This window comes from Porphyrobacter sp. THAI-01a, assembly GCF_056868655.1.
Genome location: NZ_CP180579.1, coordinates 391,880 through 410,433 on the forward strand (window position 1 = coordinate 391,880; position 18,554 = coordinate 410,433).

Here is an 18,554-nt window from a genome sequence, read left to right on the forward strand (position 1 = left end):
CAAGCTTGGCAACCCGTATTGCCGCGCAATGGTAAACGCGCCCCTTCCGGCTGCCGATTTTTCTGCTCAGGGCTGCGGCTCCCCCCCGTCTCGTTCGCCCAGCAGCAGGCTGTAACGGGAGATATCGCCTCCGGTGATGACCCTGTCGCCGCGAATCAGCCAGGCATGGGCGGCAAAGGGACCATCATCCGGTCGCTCGACACCGATTCGGATCTCGCTCGCCATCCCGTTTTCGGCTAGCCAGTCTTGCGCGGCAATCGCCTGGATCACACAATCGCTGCGCCACGGCAACCGCTTGGCGAGGCGCGGGATGATGAAGCCGATCCGGTTGGCCAGCCGCTCGTCGACCATTCCAGGGCGCTCGGAACGGGCCGCGGCGGCATTGCGCGCCGGAATCTCGTGCGCGCCGAGGCGTCCGAAGGCGATCCGGGCACGGATTAGGCGGACGAGGGCCGCCATCGCCATCGGCAGCGCCCAGCCGGCATCGCCCGCTCGCAGGGCCTTGCCCGAAACCGGAACCGGGGAGGATTGCGCGGGTGCCATGGCTTGCCTAATGCACCACCGACTGCCGCTTTCCAAGAGTTCTGCGGTCCGGGTGGTGTCTCGGGCCAGGTCAGGACGGGGAGTTCACGTGACCGCGATTGCTGCCATTTTCGCACCGGGCCCAGCGCGGGAGGGGCAGCTCGGCCGGATGCTGGCGGCCATGTCCGAACGGCTGCGGGACGAAAGCGGGACATGGGCGACGACGCCCTTCGCGCTTGGCGCGCATGTGCTTCACACCACCGCAGAATCGCTCGAAGCCGCGCAGCCGCACCTCAGCGAGGACGCCAGCCTTGCGCTGGTGATGGACGGTTATCTCACCAACTGGGAAGAGCTGCGCCGCGACCTTTCCGAGCGCGGCGCTGTGCTGCGCAACCGGTCTGACGCCGAACTGGTTCTGCGCGCCTACGAACGATGGGGCGAAGACTGCGCGAACCGCCTCGAAGGCGAGTTCGCCATTGTGATCGCCGACCAGCGCCGCCGCCGCATCTATGCAGTGCGCGACCATCAGGGACTGCGACCGCTCTATGTCTATGAAGACGATGGTGCCTTGCTGTTCGCCTCTGACATGGCGGCGATCGTCGCTGCCGCAGCGCGGAAGCCCGAACCCAATCTCGATTACCTGGCCTGCATCGCTGCCGGGCAATGGTACCAGCGGGATGCCACGGTTTGGCACGGGCTCGAACGGGTGCCGCAGTCTCACTGGCTGAGCTTCGATGGCGAGGCGCGCAACCTGCGGCAGTACTACCATCTGCCCGAAACCGTCAGGCTGCACTATCCGCGCGAGGAAGACTATGTCGACCATTACCGCGCCATGCTGATCGACGCGGTGCGGCGGACCGCCCGTTCGCACCGGAGATTGGCGATCGCTGCAAGCGGTGGCCTCGATTCCTCGTCGATCTACTGCATCGCCGACCGGCTGGAGCGTGAAGGCCGTCTGCCAGCGCCCGGTCTGCAAGGCTACACGATGGCAGGCGAGCCGGAATCGGAGGCCTATGAGTTGCCTTTCGCGCGGGCGGCTGCGGCACATTGCGGCCGTTCGCTCGTCGAAGTACCCTTGTTCCGCCCGCCGCTCGACTGGTTCACCAGCAGGGTGAAGGCCGATGCCGATGTCCCGCTTCCCTCCAACGCGGCGATCCTGAGAAGCCTCGAACAGCGGATCAACGCAGATGGGTCGCGCGCCATTCTGAATGGCATCGGCGGTGACCAGTGGCTCGACGGGAACCTCCAGTACTACGCCGAGTATGTCGGCGCCCTCGATGTCGCCGGCTTCGCGGCGGCATTGATACGCGATGCCCGGGCGAGCGGCTGGCGCGCAACGCTACCGCTGGCGCTGCGATTCGGTGCGACTGCTCTCGCGCCTGCGGTGCTCCGGCGGGCGATGCGGCGGCGGCGGTGCGAACGGCGCTATCGCAGTCCTGACGATCTGTTCTGGATGCGCTCCGAATGGCGCGAGCGCCTGCTGGTCCTTGAAGAAGCCTTCCTCGAATCGGCGCCCGACGATTCGCGGGCCTATGGCAGCTGGAACAGGCTGAACTCGCCCTTTCAGGCCTTTGCGCTTGATTACCTCCAGCGCCAACGGGCGCAGAGCGGCGTGGAGACGCGCGAGCCGATGCAGACCCGCCAGTTCATCGAGTTCTGCTCGCAGGCTCCCATGTCGATCTTTCGGCAGGCGGGGTTAACCAAGGTCGTTCACCGCAAGGCGATGCGCGGCATCATGCCCGATGCGATCGTCGACCGGAGGACCAAGGCGGAATTCTCGGATGCGGGGATCACGCGGGATTTCGGGCTCTACGCGCGCGAGCACCGTGCCGATACGCTGACGCGCTTCGTCGATCCGGAGGGTTTGCAGAGGCTCGTGGGCGATTGCGGCGAGTTAAGTATTGACCCTGAGCGCGTTTGGGAGCTATGGGGACTTTACGCGGTTGCAGCATTTTTGAAGGGGCGCGATTAACTTGCGCGCTCCGAGATTGGGGAACAAGGGACAGACCATGACCAAGGAACTCGGCAAGTCGGAATACAGCGCCCCCAAGCTCGTCGAGTACGGGTCGGTGCGCAATCTTACCGGTGGTAGCGCCGGTCCGCGCGGTGACACCGGCACGATGCGCGTCTGATTCGGACGACGGATAGCTCTGCCGTTTCGGCGCGCTGCTAGAAACAGAATCAGGCCCGGCCTCATCGAGGTCGGGCTTTTTCTTTGTTCTCAATCGGAACCTGCGGGTGCCGACACCCCGTCCTGAACTGGTGCTGGCCCAGGCCCATGACCGAAGCTCTAGCCGAACATATTCATTACCTGACCCTGCCGGGCCGCAATGCTCTGTTCCGGCAAGCGATTGCCGCCACTGTGCGAGAGGGCGATACCGTCGCGGACCTCGGCTGCGGTGTGGGCGTGCTCGGGCTATTCTGTCTCGAGGCGGGCGCATCGCATTGCTGGGGGATCGACAGCAGCGATGCGATCTATCTTGCGCGCGAATCGATGGCGCAGGCGGGTCTTGCCGATCGCTACACCTCGATTGCCGAATCGACCTTTCGCACCACGCTTCCCGAACGCGTCGACCTGATCATTTGCGACCACGTCGGATTCATGGGCTTCGATTACGGCATCATCGCCCTCATGCGTGATGCGCGGAAACGCTTCCTCAAGCCCGGCGGCAGGATGATTCCCGAGGCGCTCGACCTCATGGTCGCTCCCGTTTCGTCGGACGCGTGTCGCGCCAAGGCGGCGCAGTGGAGCGAGCCGCTGGTTCCCGTGCAGTATCACTGGCTCGAAGGGGTGGCGCGCAACGTCAAGTTCGCGCATGCCTTCGATCCTGCGGACCTGCTGGGGGAGGCGGCGTCGCTCGGCGGTATCGAATTCGCCGATGATGCACCCGACTTCTTCCGCTTTGCGACTACCCTGCGCATGGCCCGCGCCGGCCGATTCGACGGCTTTGCCGGCTGGTTCGACTGCCGGCTGTCGGGCGAGGTGCGCATGACCAATTCACCGCTCGACCCGGCGAGCATCCAGCGCCCGCAGGCCTTCTTCCCGGCTCTGGACAGCTTTCCGGTCGAAGCGGGTGACGAGGTGCGAATCACTCTGCGCTTCCGCGCCGACGACAACATGATCGCCTGGACGATCCAGCCGCCCGGTGATGCGCCGGCGCACAGGCTCTCGACCTTCAACAGCACGGTGCTGACCCCGGCCGATCTGGTCAAGGATCCCGGCCGGCCGCTCGCGCTCAATCCCCTCGGTGCGGCGCGCGCCTTCGTGCTGTCGCAGGTCGACGGGGAGCGTTCGAGCGAGGCGATCATCGCCAGGGTGCTGGAACAGCGTCCCGATCTTCTGCCGACCGAACAGGCCATCCGCGACTTCGTGAAGTCAGTGCTGGCGCGCGATTGCAGCATCTAGGCCTGCGCCCGTGATCGAATTCCTGCAAAGGCCACCGCGCGCCCAGTCCCCGCTCAAGGGCGAACCCTATGATCGCTGGGTGCTGGGCGACGATCGCGTCAAGGCCGAGTTCCGGCGTGTGCCGCAAGGGTATCTGCTGCGCTTTCCGGACGAGGCGGATTTCGAGATCGACCCGGTAACGCCCAGGGTAATCGGCTGGCCGGTTCCTGGCGTGGCGGAGGACCACTTCCTCAGCCTGTTCCGCAATGCGGTTTTGCCGCTGATCGGGGATCACAATGGCGGGCTGTTCCTGCACGGCAGCGCCGTGGCGGTCGATGGCCGGGCGATCGCCTTCGTCGGCCAATCGGGCGACGGCAAGACCACTCTCGCCGGGGCCTTTGCCAAGGCGGGCTATCCCGTGCTCACCGAGGACGTGATCGAACTCGTGCCCGATCGCGATGGATACCTGCTCATTCCGAAGGCCTCGGGGCTGCGGCTCTTTGCCGACAGCGCAGCCTACCTTTTCGGGATGGCGACGGAGGACGGGCAGGACTCCGGCAAGGTCGATGTCGCCGATGTCTCATCTCTGTCGTTCAGGTCCGAGCCCGCGCCACTCGCGGCCGTTTTTCTGCTCGGAGCCGATCACGAAGCGGCGCTGGCGCTCAGCGCGCTGCCGGCGCCGGCGGCGGTGCAACGGCTGCTCCCCCATTCCTTCGTTCTGGACGTCGAGGACAAGGCGCGGCTGCGTGCTCATTTTAGTCGCATTGTGGGACTGGCTTCGCAGACCCGGTGCTACGCGCTTGACTACCCCCGCGAATATGCCGCACTGCCGCAGGTGATTGCAGCTACGACCGCCTGTTTGGTGGGGGCTGGGGGATAAAATGTCAGGAAGTCAGAAGTATAAATCCTCGGACGACGTGGTCGCCCGCGAAGTGGCCGGGGAAATGGTGTTGCTCGACTTGGTGAGCGGAATATATTTCGGGCTCGATCCGGTCGGCAGCCGGGTGTGGGCACGGCTTTCCGACAGTCCGGCGGGTCTGTCCGACCTTGCCGACGTGGTCGAAGCCGAATTCGATGCTCCGCGCGACGTGATCGAGCAGGATCTGGTGCGGCTGCTTGAGCAGCTCGCAGAGAAGGGTCTCGTCGAAGTCGATCCGGCCTGATCGCGAAAGGCGATCTCAACCGCCGTGCGCCGGTCGCTCCGCGGCAGTGATCAGGCCTGCGGGCGTTGCTTCGATGATCCGGTCGGCAAGCGCCAGACTGGCCGGCCGGTGGGTGATGATGATCACGGTCCGTCCCTTCAGCGCATCGATGCAGGTCTCCACGAACGCCGCCTCGCCCTCGAGGTCGTACATGCTTGTCGCTTCGTCGAAGATGAAGATCGGCGGATCGCGCAGCAGCGCCCGGGCGAGCGCCAGGCGTTGCTGCTGACCTCCTGACAGGCGGATGCCGTTGTCCCCGATCTCCGTGCCGAGGCCGCGCGGCAGGCCGCCGATGAAGTCCCACGCCTGCGCCAGCCGTGCCGCCCGCTCGATGGCGGCCGGGTCGGGATCGGCGATGCCGAAGGCGATGTTCTGGGCGATGGTGCCGTTGAACAGCAGCGGCCGCTGCGGGACGTAGCCGAACTGGCGGCGCAGTGCCTGCACCTGCAATGTCGCGATATCGATCCCGTCCAGCGTGATCCGCCCCGCATCGGGATCGTAGAAGCGCAGCAGCAGCCGGACCATCGTCGACTTGCCCACGCCATTCTCGCCGGTCAGCGCGATGATCTCCCCCGGTGCGATCGTTAGATCGACCGTGTTGAGCACAGGACCCCGTCCTGGATAGCCGAAGCTGACCTGCTCGAAGGCGATGGCCCCGAGGGCCCGCCCGATCGTCCCGCTCTGGTCGTAGCCCGGCTCGGTGTTCTTGGCGAAGACTGCCTCGAGCCGCGCCAGCGTTCCCTTGGCGATCTGGAACCTGCTGTAGGTTTCCGCGAGCGCCGCGACCGGCCGCGTCAGGAGTGCGGCATATAGCAGGAAGGCGAACAGGTCGCCCGGCGTGCGGCTGCCATCGGTAACGGCGGCGCTGCCGAGAAGCAGAATGGCGATCGCCGCCACCGCAGCCACCAGCGCGACCAGCGGGGCGATGAAGGCAAGGATTCGCGCCTGGCTGAGGTTCAGAACACGCGCGCGCTCGACAGCGGCGTCATACTGGCTGGTGTGGAAGCCCTCGGTGGCGAAGGCCTTGATCGCGGGCAGCATCGCCAGATCGCTCTCGGCGGTCCACATCAATTCGGCTTCTGCCTTGCGGACCTTGCGCGAGAGCACGCGCAGGCGCCGACCGAGAAGCTTCATTGCGATGTAGAAGGCGGGCACCAGCACCGGCACCACCAGTGCCATCGCTGGATCGATCAGGAACAGCAGGATCACCGCACCGCCGGCGGTCATCAGCATCGCCGGGACATTCGCGAGCGTGGCGGTGAGAAATCCGCTGAGATTGCCGACCTCGTAGGTCATCAACGCCAGCAGATCGCCGCTCTTGCTGCGGTCGTGGAAGGAGATCGGCATCGCCTGAATGCGGGCGTGTGTCTCGCTCCGCAAGCCTGCAAGAATGCGCCCCGAGGCCGCCTGCGAAAGGACGGCCACCACGATGTTGATCGCGGTGAGAGCAACCAGCGCGGCCAGCAGCAGCACGACGGTGCGCGTCAGATCGACGGGCTCTCCCTTGCTTCCGCCGAACACCCCTCCGAGGAACTGGCCCGCCAGCCAGGGGATCGCGAGCGCAGCACAGGCGCCCAGCAGCGCCATGGCGCTGATCAGGGCAAGATCGCCGAAATGGGGGCGGGCACGGTCGATGAGAAAACGCGTATTCACTGGCATCCCCCGCTAGATCGCGCGTCTGCGGGAGCAACATCACGCCTGGGGATTCTGGTCGGCACGGGTCAGTCTCGCAGACCGAACTGCTTGAGGACACCGCCTGCAAGTCGTCGGATGCGCAGCACCCACAAGGGCCACTCTTCCGCGTCGGGGAACCGCTCTGTCATGAAGCGCCTGCCTGGCCAGAGCCGCAACCGTGCGAGCAGCAGGAATTCCGTCAGTGTTGACAAGGCCGCAAGGTCCTTTCGGAAACGCTTCAGGCTCGAGCGTTCGCCAAGATATGCCGCAACAGGCCCGTTGATCGGCGCCTTGCTGAGTTTCTCGAGAAATCCCTCAGGCAGCGCAAGCCCGATGCTTTCCTTCGCGAACACGAGACCGTCAGCAACGAGACCTGCCGTGCCGCTCGACAATGCAAGCTCGGCCAATAGCTCCCATTCTCCAGCCTCCAACCCTTCAGTCATCAGCTTCATGTCGACTGCCCAGATCAGCCGATTGCCGTCGGCCGGACGGTTATCCTCGACGTGGTATCCGAAACAGGCGTGGGAGTAACGGTTGACGCAGGTCATAATGATGCTGTCGAGCCGGCCGAGCGCAAAAGCGTGGGGTGCCAGTCGATCAAGAGGTATGAAGCGCTGCTCGCAGGACAATCGTTCCAGCAATCGCGATACGGCCGGGCTGCCATTGAGGCGCCAATGAATGTCGACCTCGTGCTTGAAGCCGTCCCGCGTCGCGATCAACCAGGGCTCCTGCGTCGGGCCACGGTCTCCGGACGGTGCAAAGCCGCAGTCTTTCAGCACCGATCGCACCAAGGCCCTGCGCGCGCCGGGCAACAGCAGATCCGTGTCCCCACGTCGCCTCTTGGCCGGATCATCATAATGACCGTAGGCGATTGCAGTACCCTTCATGACCGCAGCTCTTACCCCCACCTCGTGGATGGCATTCAGCAGCCGCGCGATCGCAGCGCGATGGCTGGGTTCCCATAGGGCCTGCAACCGGGCCTCGTCCTTGACTGCCGATGCCACCGAAGCTGGCCAGCCGCGCATACCGGCAGGGTTTTGCGCCAGAAGCAGGGCTATGCCGTGGAACTTGATCCGCCCGCAAATGGCTTCAGCGCCAGCTTCATCCCAATCGTCTGGCCAATCTGGCAATGGCGTGCCGCGCAAGCAGGCCTTGGTACAACCTGCCAGATAAGTGTCGATCAAATCCAACGGCATGCCTTCAGACCATGTCGCGGCCCGTGCCTCTCGTGGCACTCCCTGTCCGCCTGTTTGTTGCCATGCGCCAAGATGCCGCCAATTGCTAGGATGTAAGCAGTTCGCGCACAAAGCGGACCTGCTCAAAGGGATCAAGTTTCTCGTTGACCGGGCTCATGCGTGCTGCAATGCAGCGCCGGGCTCAGGGGCTGTTCCCGCTCTGGATATTGGACTCTTGTATGGCAGGCGAGACGAACAGGCGCGGCATCATTCTGGCGGGTGGTTCTGGGACGCGGCTCTACCCTCTCACCCGCGGCGTCTCGAAGCAGCTGATGCCGGTGTTCGACAAGCCGATGATCTACTATCCGCTCAGCACCTTGATGCTGGCGGGGATCCGCGAAATTCTGATCATCACCACGCCCGACGATGCCGACCAGTTCAAGCGTGTGCTGGGCGACGGGTCGGATTTCGGCGTGTCGCTATCTTACGAAGTGCAGCCCCGGCCGGAGGGCTTGGCGCAGGCCTTCCATATCGGCGCTGACTTCGTGCGCGGCGGGCCGAGCGCGCTGATCCTCGGCGACAACATCTTCTATGGCCACGGCCTGCCCGCCCTCCTGCAGAGAGCGAACGAGCGCACCAGCGGCGCGACGGTGTTCGCTTACCGGGTCAATGAGCCCGAGGCTTTCGGCGTGGTCGAGTTCGATGCTGCGGGCAAGGCCATCTCGATCGAGGAAAAACCCAGGGCGCCCAAGTCGAACTATGCGGTGACCGGCCTCTATTTCTACGACGAGACCGTGGTCGACAGGGCGCGGGACATGAAGCCTTCGGCGCGCGGGGAACTCGAGATCACCGATCTCAACCGCCTCTATCTCGATGAGGGCGCAATGGCGGTCGAGATCATGGGCCGCGGCTTCGCGTGGCTCGACACCGGCACCCATGCCTCGCTGCTCGACGCTGCGACCTATGTGCGCATCACCGAGGAGCGGCAGGGCCTCAGGATCTGCTGCCCCGAAGAGATCGCGTGGCGACAGGGCTTCATCACCGCCGACCGCCTGCGCGAGATTGCCGAACCGCTGCGAAAGTCGGGTTACGGCGAATACCTCCTCAAGGTTCTGGAAGAGACGGTGCCCGCGTGAACATCATCGAAACCGCCCTGCCGGGCGTTCTGATCATCGAGCCGCGCGTGTTCGGCGATGCGCGCGGCTTCTTCATGGAGACCTGGAACGCGAAGGCCTTCGCCGACGCCGGTCTCGATCTGACCTTCGTTCAGGACAACCACAGTCGCTCGCAGAAAGGTGTGCTGAGGGGGCTGCATTTTCAGAACCCCGGCCCTCAGGGCAAGCTGGTCCGGGTGGCGCAGGGCGCGGTGTTCGACGTCGCGGTGGACCTGCGCGCTTCATCGCCGACTTTCGGCAAGTGGGTGGGCGTGGAACTGAGCGCCGCCAACAAGCGGATGTTCTGGGTGCCCGAGGGCTTCGCCCACGGCTTCCTGACGCTCGAGGATGATACCGATTTCCTCTACAAGTGCACCGCGCCCTATGCCCCGCAGAGCGAATTCACCCTCGCCTGGAACGACCCGGCGGTAGGGATCGAATGGTCGGTGGCCGGCCTCGATCCGATCATTTCCGACAAGGACGCCCGCGGGCTCTCGCTCGCCGACGTGCCGGTGTTCGCATGAGGGTTCTGATCACCGGGTCTGGTGGCCAGCTCGGCGGCGCGTTGCAGCGGCTTGCGCCGGCCTGGGCCGAGATCAGCGCGATCGACGTCGCCGATTGCGACCTTACCGATGTGCCGATGCTGCGCGCCCGGCTCACGGTGGAAGCGCCCGAGCTGATCCTCAATGCCGCCGCCTACACCGCGGTCGACAAGGCCGAGAGCGACGAGGAAACCGCCCGCGCGATCAACGCAGGCGCGGTCGCCGCGATGGTGGAGGCCATGGCGGAAACGGGCGGGAAGGTCGTGCACGTGTCGACCGACTATGTCTTCGATGGCACCTCCTCCTCCCCCTATGCGCCCGATGCGCCGCGCAACCCGCAATCCGCCTATGGCCGCACCAAGGCCGAAGGCGAGGACGTCTTGCGGTCCGAGGACGTCCTCGTGCGCACCGCCTGGGTCTACGAGGCGGGTGGGGCCAACTTCGTGCGCACCATGATCCGGCTGATGAAGGAACGTGACGAGCTCGGGGTTGTCGCCGACCAGATCGGCGCGCCGACATGGGCGACAAGCCTCGCGAGCACCATCTGGGGCCTCGTAGGGAAAGGCGCCAGCGGCACCTTCCACCACAGCGATGCCGGGGTGGCGAGCTGGTACGACTTCGCCGTCGCCATCGCCGAGGAAGCCCACGCAATCGGCCTTTTGCCGCGCATTCCGGTGATCCGTCCGCTCACCACCGCCGATTATCCGACCCCGGCCCGGCGCCCGGCCTTCTCGCTGCTCGATTGCCGCGCGACGCGCTCCGCCCTGGACGAGGTTCCGGTCCACTGGCGCACAAATCTGCGCCTGATGCTGAAAGAGGAAGCAAAGCTTGGCTAACGTGCTTGTCACCGGCGGCGCCGGGTTCATCGGCGGCAACTTCGTCCATTACTGGAACGCGAAGCACCCCGAGGACCGGGTGATCGTGCTCGATGCGCTGACCTATGCGGGCAACCGGTCGACCATCGAAGGCGCGCCCAATGCCGAGCTTGTCGTGGGCGACATCCGCGACACCGACCTGGTCGAGCGCCTGCTCCGCGATCATGGCATCACCACGCTGGTGCACTTCGCCGCGGAAAGCCATGTCGACCGCTCGATCAGCGGGCCGGATGCCTTCATCGACACCAATATCCTCGGCACCAACAGCCTGCTCAAGGCTGCGCGCGCCGTGTGGCTGGCGGGCGATGGCGTCGATCACCGCTTCCACCACATCTCGACCGACGAGGTGTTCGGTTCGCTCGGGCCCAGCGATCCGGCCTTCTCCGAAACGACGCCCTATGCGCCGAACTCGCCCTATTCGGCCTCGAAGGCCGCGTCGGATCACCTCGTGCGCGCCTATCACCACACCTTCGGGCTCGAGGTGACGACGAGCAATTGCTCGAACAATTACGGGCCCTACCAGTATCCCGAAAAGCTCATCCCGCTGTTCCTCCTCAACGCGCTCCACGGGCGCAACCTGCCGATCTACGGCGACGGGATGAACGTGCGCGACTGGCTGCATGTCGAGGATCACTGTCGCGGGATCGAAGCGTGCCTTGTGAATGGCGTGCCGGGCGAGACCTACAACATCGGCGGCGGGGCGGAGCTGCCCAACATGACCGTGATCGACACGATCTGCGCCGAGGTTGACCGCGCCTTTGCCGAGGTCGAGGGCCTCGCCGAACGCTATCCCGATGCGCCGGCCGCCAGGGGCGAGCCGACCAGCAGCCTCAAGACCTTCGTCACCGACCGCGCCGGCCACGACCGCCGCTATGCGATCGACGAGACCAAGGCCCGCAGCGACCTCGGCTATGCGCCCGCGCACGGCTTCGGGGACGGCCTGCGCCAAACCCTGCGCTGGTATCTCGACCACGAAGCCTGGTGGCGTCCGCTGTTATAGGGAGCGGCAAGTTAAAAGGGGCACTTGTAGCGCCAGCGAATTTAAGGAGTAGCAGACATGCTTGTTAAATTTGCTGACGTTCTGGCGACCTTGATCATTTTGATAACTGGCCCCCTGTTGCGTGCTGTTGGAAACTTTCCGGGCAACTTTCCGTTTTTTCAAAAGCAAGCCGACCGAATTGGTGTGCAGCTACGCTCGACCCATTACTATCACCCTACCTATGCGAACGCAGACCTTCCGGCAGAGGTCACGGGACCTCGGGATCTGCCAGGCGTAGACCTGTACGAAGAGAGCCAGATTGAGTTAATTGGGAAGTTGAGATTTCAGGACGAACTTGCAAGTTTGACGGAGAAATCTGGTTCCTCTTCAGACTTTTCATACGATGGATCACAGTATTCGTATGGCGATGCGGACTTGCTCTATGCAATGATCCGTCATTTCAAGCCCAAGCGCTTTTTTGAAATTGGTTCGGGCAATTCCTCACGAGTGGCTCATAAGGCTATTGTTGCCAACACGGTCGATGATCCGACCTATTCATGCCGTCATGTCTGTGTCGAACCGTATGAAATGCCCTGGCTTGAACAGCTCGGTCCCGAGATCATCCGCGAACGTGTGCAGGATATCTCACTTGCGCTTTTCGACGAACTCGAAGCGGACGACATGCTGTTTATCGACAGCAGTCACGTGATACGGCCTTTCGGCGACGTATTGGTCGAGTTTCAGCAGATCATCCCGCGATTGGCTGCGGGGGTGTATGTGCACGTCCATGACATCTTTACGCCGAGGGATTATCCCGAAGAATGGTTGCGCATAAAGCGGAGGCTTTGGAATGAGCAGTATTTGCTCGAAGTGTTACTAACCAACGCTTCAAGATATCGGACGGTACTGGCGATGAATTGGATAAACCATCGCTATCCTGACGTTGTGCGCACGGCTTTTCCAATCCTGCAAGAGCATCCAGAGGCCGAGCCCGGCGCGTTCTGGTTCAAGGTTCTGTCCTAGACACCGGGGTTAGCCAATTCTGGCTCGGGCACTTCGTTTCCGCTGGCCCTTAGCCGCTCGGCTGGCTCTTGCGCGTCAGTATGTCGGCCAGCGGGCCGACAGCGGCCAGCGCGGGGGCTTCCACCAGGTGCCAGGACAGCACTCCCAGCACCAGCGTCACGGGGAAGGCCAACGCGATGTTGCCCGCCGGCGAGACGCCCGGCACGAGAAAGGCGACCGCCTGCTGCACCGGGAAGGCATAGATGTAGACACCGTAGGAATAATCGCCCAGCCGGTTGTAGGCGAGTAGCCGCCCCTTGGGAACGAAGCCTAGCCAGAAGGTCGAGTAGACCAGCGCCAGAATGATTATGGTTTTCATGAGCACGCCGGGGGTCATGAACGATACCGGCAGCCACAACAGCAAGGCGATCCAACCGGACATCGGAAGATGCGTCCGCCAGACATAGGCAAAGGTGCCGAGCACAAAGGGGAAGGCAAGCTGGGAGAACGGCCCAAGCCAGATTGCGAGAGCGGCAGGTAGCGGCAGGCCGAGCCCCGAAATCGTCCCCCAGAACAGTCGCAATAGCGTCGCGAGCACCAGCACGCCAACCATCAGCCAGCGCGCTCGCAGCAGTCCTACCAAGCCAAGCACCACCACTCCGAGATAGCACGCGACCTCGAATTCGAGGGTCCACAGGCTCCCGTTGATCGCAGGCCCATATGGATTGGTCTCAAAGACTCCGGGAAGCGGATACTGCAGAAAGTAAAGGCTCAGATTGGCCGGCACATAGGCCCGGGTCTCGGGGTGTGCCCAATAGGTTTCGCTCGTGAGCGTCGTGAACCAAGCTCCAGCCAACAGTGTGAGGACGAGCACCACCACAAGCGCCGGGTATAGGCGAAGCACGCGCGCTAGGATAAAGCGCAGTGTGCTTCGTCGCCGATCAAAACTACGTGCGATGAGCAATCCCGAAATGCCGAAGAAACCTGAGACCGCAAGTTCGCCACCGGTAACCCCGATGTGCCGGTAGAGAGGGTCGGCGACGCTCCAAGCGATCGCCCAGGCATGGCTGACGAGCACCATGGTCGCGGCGACCATCCGGATCGCGTTAAGATTGTTGTCGCGGCCCTGCAGGATGTTCTCCAGCCGAGGGGCCGAACAGCGCATCGGGGCGGCTCCGTCAGGCGGCGCGGGTCGCGATCAGCGACTTCTTGAAGACCATCGCGAAGCGTTCGGCCGAATGGCGCGCATCGGGAAACAGCTGCCGCATCATCCCCTGGCTGATCATGCGGCAGCTGTCGAGCCGTTCGGCCGCCTCGGCGAAATCCGTCCTGCGATTGAGGCCGACGTTGAACCGCGTCTCCATCCCGATGCGGATCGGATCAGGCAGCCAATGGAGCAAGGGAACGGCGTTATGCGGATCGACCGGAAACCAGAAATTGGGTGTCTGCACATAATAGGCCTGCCCCACGCGGCGGACTTCCTTGGCGAAGGCAATCATCTTGCCGAAGCTGCCCACGTGCTCGATCACCGAATTGGAGTGCACGAGGTGGAACGCGCCGTCCCCATATTGCGGCATGTCGCATGCATCGCCGCTGACATTCTCATATTGCACATGGGCGAGGGTGCCCTCGCTGTAATCCTCCAGCTCCTCGGAATAGTTGAGGATGGTAAGGTGCACCTTCCCGGCCAGCGCAGGGGAAAGCATGTTCCAGTATTCCGCGCGCCCCCCCGCATCGAGCACGCGGATGCTGCCGTGTTGCCTCACGAGCTGTTCGATCAGTGTCTGGACCTGCCGGAACCGCGCCGCCCGGAACCGGGTCTGGGCTTTTTCGAACATGGCAGGTGTGTTACGTCGCGCCATTGGCGTGGTCTCCAGCCACCGGCCGGGCCGGTGCGTTTTGGGTTTGATCCATCAAGCTTTGCCAGTCTGCATCTCTACACAGTACGGCACCAACCGCGCCGGCCAGCTCGCCTAGGAAGGGATAGCGATCGGTGCTCACGTAGGAGGGATTAGCATAGGTCGCCGGGGGCTCTGCCGAGGCTGCGCAGGCCGCTGCCATAGCAGCCGCGAGAGGCTCCTCGGCGATGGAGAAAAGCGACCTGATGTTGGGGTGGAATGACGCAAGATCCTTGCACAGATAAGCATTGGTCACCGTGCGAACCCCGAGATGCGCCATTTCCAGAGGCGGATAGCTGGGGTGGGGCGATGCCATCAGGCTGACCCCCGCCGCCGATGTGAGCAGGAGTTCGGCGTAGGCCTCGATCGAAAGCTTGCCGACCGATACCATTTGGCGCCCGTCGCCCAAGTCGACCGGCGCATGCGCCATTCCGGCAGACAGCACCTCCCAGTCGGCGTATTCTGGGTAATCGCGCGCCCAGCGCTTGAGGCCGCGCACCAGTGCGGGGAAACAGTTGCGTTCGACGCCGGGGCGGCCGTAGACCAGCATGCGCTTGGCGCGCGGCGCGCTGCCGACGCGGTCAAGATAGGGGCGAAGGGCATCCGGGATCACCGGTTCGAATACGAAGCTTCGCGCGGGGCAATGGCCCATCAAGGCGATGTATTCGGCAAGGTTTGAACTGTTGATCAATCCCCAGAGCGGGGCGGTGGTGTCATAGGCTTCGCGTGCCAGAAGATGCGCCGAACAGAAGTTCCAGAACGCCGGCTCATAATCCTGGATCAGCCAGAGCACCGGCTGGGGTGCCGACAGGAACAACCTCGATTGCGCATCGCGGACCTTGGCGAAATTGAGCGTCACCCACCAGTTGTAGGTCACGAATATTTCATGGGCCCGGACGGCGACCTGTGCCGAAGTGCTGGGCACCAGTTCAATCTGGTCTGGCCGGATATGAAGACCTGCCTTGGCGGCCGGACCGGCGATCATGCCGGTATCGGTTTCTGCCACCACGTCCGTCACGAGCACGCGCAGGTCGATGTCCTTCACTGCGGCACTGACCGCAAGGAAAAGGCGAGTGAAAAGATCAATCCCGGTCGCTGTGCCGCCGAAATCCGTGCCCTTGAGCAACATCGGCAGCACGAGCGTGAGGCGGGGGCGGGGCTCCCGATCGGGCACCACCCTGTAGTCGGCAAGCACGACGTCGTCGATCGGCGGCGGCGCGACAGATTCGCGCAGGCGCTGGTAAAGCGCCTTGAGCTGCGGCGGGAGGTGCTGCTTGAGAAAGGCGCGTGCCCGGGATTGCTGCGTCACGCCGGCCTTCGCGCCAAAATTGTCAGGAACTCCGCGTTGGTTTCGGTTTCCGGCGGCGCTTCGGACATTGCCTGCCGCAGCGCCTCGTGCCTGTCTGCGGGACTGGCGGAGAGCGATACATCCCACATCCAGCTGCGGACCGAGCGGTCGATCTGCTGCCGCTCCACCACGAAACCATTGTGCTCGAGTGCTTCGGCGAGTGCGGCGCGGCTCGGGAGCGCGAAATGTCGCGGCGCTTCGAGGCCGCGCCAGTTAGGCCCGAAGATAGCAAGGCCCGTCGCACCGGCATTCGGAAGCTCGAGATAAAGGCTGCCACCAGGCTTGAGCCAGCCGAACAGACGCTTCAGCAGGGGTACCGGGTCCGGCACATGCTCCAGCACATGCGACAATGTTATATGGTCGAACTCGGCGTCCCAGCTATCGCCCGCGAGACCCGCGACATCGTGGATCGCAATCCCGACGTCCGAAAGCGCCGTAAGCAGGTGCGGATCGTATTCTACCCCGTGCAGTTCATAATCCAGCCGCTGCAGTCGCAGAAGAAACTTTCCGCTGCCGCATCCGTAATCAAGGACCTTGGCAGGGGGCGCAGGAACGAACCGCATGCCCTTGTCGAGCCCGGTGGTGTCATAGCCGCTTTGGGCAATTACCTTTCCGACCAGCCGGTCGAGTGGCCCAGCGGCATTGGTGAACCGGCTGCGGAAATAGGCTGCCCGCACCCATCCGCGAAGGCCCGAAGTGGCGGCATCGGATCCGCTTTCGGCGCCATGCGTGTAGTAATTGTCGTAGGCTCTCAGCAGCCGTTCGCCTGTCGGGCGCTTGGCCAGCCAGAGGGATCCGCAATCGCCGCAGCGGTGAAAATCGAATAGGCCGGGGTCGGCTTCGAAAAAAATGTCGCCGACCCGTTCGACGCCCCCAAGCCTTTTATCACTCCCGCAGTACAAGCACTGCGGGCAGGTTTCCAGGCTTTGGTCATCAACGGAATTGGCCAGCGCATCGACGCTCGGAAGGCCATCCATGTCGTTTCCTGATCAGCCCTGAAGTAAGACAGCGGGATTCTCTTGCGGCGACCTAGAGCAGAGAGGCGGATGCGAACCGGGATGGCCAATGACGCAGCCAGCTGGCTTGGCCTTTTCCCGATTGCGAAACGCGTCTCGCACAGGCAATAGCCCCGGGCAAGTGGTTTAATACGACACCTGATGGGGCGGACCGAGTGAGATTACCTGCCATGGCAGTGGCCCGCCGTTGTCCGCCCCAGGATAGGGGTGACTGCGCGGCAGAGCACATTTGCATGCCACCGCGGAGCGTTATCTGATGGCGCTTGCCAAGAACTCGGTGCTCAATCTGCTGCCGACCCTGAGCGGGGTGCTGGTGAGCATCGCGACTGTCCCCTTCTATCTCTCGGTCGTGGGCACGGAACGCTATGGGGCGCTGCTGCTGGCGCTGGTGCTGCTTGGCTATTTCGGCCAAGCCGACTTCGGGCTGGGCCGGGCGCTTACCCAAAGGATCTCCGCCATGCCGGATGCAACGCCCGGCGAGCGGGCGAGCGTGGTGTGGTCGGCCCTGGGCGGCGCAGCGGTGATTTCAGTGGTCGGCGGCGGCCTTGTCTATCTCGTTGCCTCGGTCTTCTTCCAGTCGTACTTCGATGCTGGAGCCGAACTGAGAGGCGAGGTTGTCTCTGCGGCATGGCTTTTCGCACTTTGCGTGCCGGTCATCATGCTGACCGGAGTTTCAACCGGCGCACTTGTCGGACTCGAGCGGTTCGGCGTGGTGTCGCTCGGCACCACGATCGGAAATCTGCTGTCCCAGGTTCTGCCGCTGCTGGTGGCGACGATCCACTCGGCGGATTTCGGCTGGCTTCTGGCGGCCTCGCTTGCGGGCAGAGCGCTCGGACTTGTTCCGATCGTCTCGAGCATGGCTTTGGTATTCCTGAAGAGCCAGCCTTTCAACCCGTCGATGGCCCAGCTTCGCCGCCTGTTCTCATTCGGCAGCTGGATCATGGTCACAGCCATCGTGGGTCCGCTGATGACCATGGCTGACCGCGTCGTGATCGGCGCTGTCATCGGTGCGGCCGGCGTCGTCGCCTACTCCGTGCCCGTGCAGATAGCCGCCCGGACCGTCATGTTCCCCATGGCTTTGGTGCAGGCGCTCTTTCCGCGCCTCGCTTCGCGTGGCGAGGCTGAATCTGTGGCTCTTGGCAAGGACTCGGTAGTTCTCGTCGGGCAGCTGTTCGGCTTGATCGTCATCGGCCTGATCTGCCTTGCCGAACCGCTCTTGCGGCTCTGGCTGGGCGACGATCTCGACCCACGCTCTATCCTCGTCGGACAGATCACCATCATCGGCGTCTGGGTCAACGCGCTTGCCAACGTTCCCTATGCCCTTATCCAGGCGCGCGGCAATTCGCGCTACACGGCAGTTCTGCACCTGCTCGAACTACCTGTCTATGCTGCCATGCTTTACGGATTGGGCATCCTGTTCGGCCTGTATGGCGTCGCTTTGGCCTTTACCTTGCGGGTCATCATCGATTGTGCCGTGCTGTTTCACAAGGCCCGGTTCTTCGATCCGGGGGTCGTGAGGCGTCTTGCGGGCCCCGCGGCTCTGATCGCTCTGGCGATGGCAGGGTCTCCCTGGATGCCCGATTGGATCCAGGGGCTGGGCGGCGCGAGCGTTCTTTGTTCCCTCCTGCTGGTGATCACCTGGTTCCAGATGCCGTCGCAGGCGCGCGACTGGTTCGCGCAGCGGCTCGGGCGCGCGTAGCTCTCCCGGCACGGGCTGCAGACTTGAACCAGCTTGATCTCTGGCCTACGAGAGCGAGCCGATCACATCGATCCGGCCTTGTC

The 18,554-nt window shown here is 63.7% G+C and carries 18 protein-coding genes; 11 read left to right on the forward strand and 7 right to left on the reverse strand.

Translation table 11 applies throughout. The features are described from left to right. Positions 1-66 precede the first annotated feature (66 nt). A complete protein-coding gene (locus tag ACMX37_RS01925; protein ID WP_483147282.1) occupies positions 67-543 on the reverse strand; it encodes a lasso peptide biosynthesis B2 protein in 477 nt (158 codons plus the stop codon). Positions 544-553: 10 nt separating this feature from the next. Here ACMX37_RS01925 and ACMX37_RS01930 point away from each other — a divergent pair, with 10 nt between their 5' ends. The 5 genes from ACMX37_RS01930 (at position 554) to ACMX37_RS01950 (ending at position 5,070) form a co-directional block, all read left to right on the forward strand. After that, the gene (locus tag ACMX37_RS01930) at positions 554-2,494 is read left to right on the forward strand and encodes an asparagine synthetase B family protein (RefSeq protein WP_483147283.1); all 1,941 of its coding nucleotides are present in this window, start codon (positions 554-556) and stop codon (positions 2,492-2,494) included. A 37-nt stretch (positions 2,495-2,531) separates the two neighbouring features. After that, a complete protein-coding gene (locus ACMX37_RS01935) occupies positions 2,532-2,654 on the forward strand; it encodes a lasso RiPP family leader peptide-containing protein (RefSeq protein ID WP_483147284.1) in 123 nt (40 codons plus the stop codon). A gap of 146 nt (positions 2,655-2,800) precedes the next feature. Next, positions 2,801-3,928 (forward strand): methyltransferase domain-containing protein, encoded by a 1,128-nt coding sequence (locus ACMX37_RS01940; RefSeq protein WP_483147285.1) that lies wholly within the window; start codon positions 2,801-2,803, stop codon positions 3,926-3,928. A gap of 10 nt (positions 3,929-3,938) precedes the next feature. Beyond that, positions 3,939-4,787, forward strand: a complete 849-nt coding sequence (locus ACMX37_RS01945) for a hypothetical protein (protein WP_483147286.1) — start codon at positions 3,939-3,941, stop codon at positions 4,785-4,787. A gap of 1 nt (position 4,788) precedes the next feature. Further along, a complete protein-coding gene (locus ACMX37_RS01950) occupies positions 4,789-5,070 on the forward strand; it encodes a PqqD family protein (RefSeq protein ID WP_483147287.1) in 282 nt (93 codons plus the stop codon). A 15-nt stretch (positions 5,071-5,085) separates the two neighbouring features. On the opposite strand, the gene ACMX37_RS01955 is transcribed toward ACMX37_RS01950, so the two are convergent. Beyond that, entirely contained in the window at positions 5,086-6,768 is a 1,683-nt protein-coding gene (locus tag ACMX37_RS01955; protein ID WP_483147288.1) for an ABC transporter ATP-binding protein, read from the reverse strand. A gap of 62 nt (positions 6,769-6,830) precedes the next feature. Beyond that, positions 6,831-7,973: a nucleotidyltransferase family protein gene (locus ACMX37_RS01960; RefSeq protein WP_483147289.1), complete on the reverse strand. Its 1,143-nt coding sequence runs from the start codon at positions 7,971-7,973 to the stop codon at positions 6,831-6,833. A gap of 224 nt (positions 7,974-8,197) precedes the next feature. On the opposite strand from ACMX37_RS01960, the gene rfbA reads away from it, so the two are divergent. Genes rfbA through ACMX37_RS01985 form a run of 5 tightly spaced genes read left to right on the forward strand, consistent with a single transcriptional unit; the run spans position 8,198 to position 12,531 of the window. Beyond that, positions 8,198-9,094, forward strand: coding sequence for a glucose-1-phosphate thymidylyltransferase RfbA (gene rfbA, locus ACMX37_RS01965; protein WP_483147290.1), 897 nt, complete (start codon positions 8,198-8,200; stop codon positions 9,092-9,094). After that, positions 9,091-9,636 carry a dTDP-4-dehydrorhamnose 3,5-epimerase gene (gene rfbC, locus ACMX37_RS01970; RefSeq protein ID WP_483147291.1) on the forward strand — a complete coding sequence of 182 codons (546 nt, stop codon included), beginning with the start codon at positions 9,091-9,093 and terminating at the stop codon, positions 9,634-9,636. The genes rfbA and rfbC overlap by 4 nt, the downstream gene beginning before the upstream one ends. After that, positions 9,633-10,490 carry a dTDP-4-dehydrorhamnose reductase gene (gene rfbD / locus ACMX37_RS01975; RefSeq protein ID WP_483147292.1) on the forward strand — a complete coding sequence of 286 codons (858 nt, stop codon included), beginning with the start codon at positions 9,633-9,635 and terminating at the stop codon, positions 10,488-10,490. The genes rfbC and rfbD overlap by 4 nt, the downstream gene beginning before the upstream one ends. Then, complete coding sequence (rfbB, locus tag ACMX37_RS01980; RefSeq protein ID WP_483147293.1) at positions 10,483-11,529, forward strand: dTDP-glucose 4,6-dehydratase; 1,047 nt, start codon at positions 10,483-10,485, stop codon at positions 11,527-11,529. The genes rfbD and rfbB overlap by 8 nt, the downstream gene beginning before the upstream one ends. Before the next feature lie 57 nt (positions 11,530-11,586). Next, positions 11,587-12,531 carry a class I SAM-dependent methyltransferase gene (locus ACMX37_RS01985; RefSeq protein ID WP_483147294.1) on the forward strand — a complete coding sequence of 315 codons (945 nt, stop codon included), beginning with the start codon at positions 11,587-11,589 and terminating at the stop codon, positions 12,529-12,531. A 49-nt stretch (positions 12,532-12,580) separates the two neighbouring features. On the opposite strand, the gene ACMX37_RS01990 is transcribed toward ACMX37_RS01985, so the two are convergent. Genes ACMX37_RS01990 through ACMX37_RS02005 form a run of 4 tightly spaced genes read right to left on the reverse strand, consistent with a single transcriptional unit; the run spans position 12,581 to position 16,733 of the window. Further along, positions 12,581-13,675 carry an acyltransferase family protein gene (locus ACMX37_RS01990; RefSeq protein ID WP_483147295.1) on the reverse strand — a complete coding sequence of 365 codons (1,095 nt, stop codon included), beginning with the start codon at positions 13,673-13,675 and terminating at the stop codon, positions 12,581-12,583. Positions 13,676-13,688: 13 nt separating this feature from the next. After that, on the reverse strand, positions 13,689-14,348 hold the full coding sequence (locus tag ACMX37_RS01995) for a class I SAM-dependent methyltransferase (protein WP_483147296.1): 660 nt from the start codon (positions 14,346-14,348) through the stop codon (positions 13,689-13,691). A gap of 10 nt (positions 14,349-14,358) precedes the next feature. Next, positions 14,359-15,717, reverse strand: a complete 1,359-nt coding sequence (locus ACMX37_RS02000; protein WP_483147297.1) for a rhamnosyltransferase WsaF family glycosyltransferase — start codon at positions 15,715-15,717, stop codon at positions 14,359-14,361. Beyond that, positions 15,714-16,733 (reverse strand): class I SAM-dependent methyltransferase, encoded by a 1,020-nt coding sequence (locus ACMX37_RS02005; RefSeq protein WP_483147298.1) that lies wholly within the window; start codon positions 16,731-16,733, stop codon positions 15,714-15,716. The genes ACMX37_RS02000 and ACMX37_RS02005 overlap by 4 nt, the downstream gene beginning before the upstream one ends. A 295-nt stretch (positions 16,734-17,028) precedes the next feature. On the opposite strand from ACMX37_RS02005, the gene ACMX37_RS02010 reads away from it, so the two are divergent. Next, complete coding sequence (locus ACMX37_RS02010; RefSeq protein ID WP_483147299.1) at positions 17,029-18,471, forward strand: flippase; 1,443 nt, start codon at positions 17,029-17,031, stop codon at positions 18,469-18,471. Positions 18,472-18,554 lie beyond the last annotated feature (83 nt).

Coding starts and splice junctions, on each gene's coding strand:
- ACMX37_RS01925 (WP_483147282.1), bottom strand. CDS start 543: ATGGCACCCGCGCAATCCTCCCCGGTTCCGGTTTCGGGCAAGGCCCTG.
- ACMX37_RS01930 (WP_483147283.1), top strand. CDS start 554: ATGCACCACCGACTGCCGCTTTCCAAGAGTTCTGCGGTCCGGGTGGTG.
- ACMX37_RS01935 (WP_483147284.1), top strand. CDS start 2,532: ATGACCAAGGAACTCGGCAAGTCGGAATACAGCGCCCCCAAGCTCGTC.
- ACMX37_RS01940 (WP_483147285.1), top strand. CDS start 2,801: ATGACCGAAGCTCTAGCCGAACATATTCATTACCTGACCCTGCCGGGC.
- ACMX37_RS01950 (WP_483147287.1), top strand. CDS start 4,789: ATGTCAGGAAGTCAGAAGTATAAATCCTCGGACGACGTGGTCGCCCGC.
- ACMX37_RS01955 (WP_483147288.1), bottom strand. CDS start 6,768: ATGCCAGTGAATACGCGTTTTCTCATCGACCGTGCCCGCCCCCATTTC.
- rfbA (WP_483147290.1), top strand. CDS start 8,198: ATGGCAGGCGAGACGAACAGGCGCGGCATCATTCTGGCGGGTGGTTCT.
- rfbD (WP_483147292.1), top strand. CDS start 9,633: ATGAGGGTTCTGATCACCGGGTCTGGTGGCCAGCTCGGCGGCGCGTTG.
- ACMX37_RS01985 (WP_483147294.1), top strand. CDS start 11,587: ATGCTTGTTAAATTTGCTGACGTTCTGGCGACCTTGATCATTTTGATA.
- ACMX37_RS01990 (WP_483147295.1), bottom strand. CDS start 13,675: ATGCGCTGTTCGGCCCCTCGGCTGGAGAACATCCTGCAGGGCCGCGAC.
- ACMX37_RS01995 (WP_483147296.1), bottom strand. CDS start 14,348: ATGTTCGAAAAAGCCCAGACCCGGTTCCGGGCGGCGCGGTTCCGGCAG.
- ACMX37_RS02005 (WP_483147298.1), bottom strand. CDS start 16,733: ATGGATGGCCTTCCGAGCGTCGATGCGCTGGCCAATTCCGTTGATGAC.
- ACMX37_RS02010 (WP_483147299.1), top strand. CDS start 17,029: ATGGCGCTTGCCAAGAACTCGGTGCTCAATCTGCTGCCGACCCTGAGC.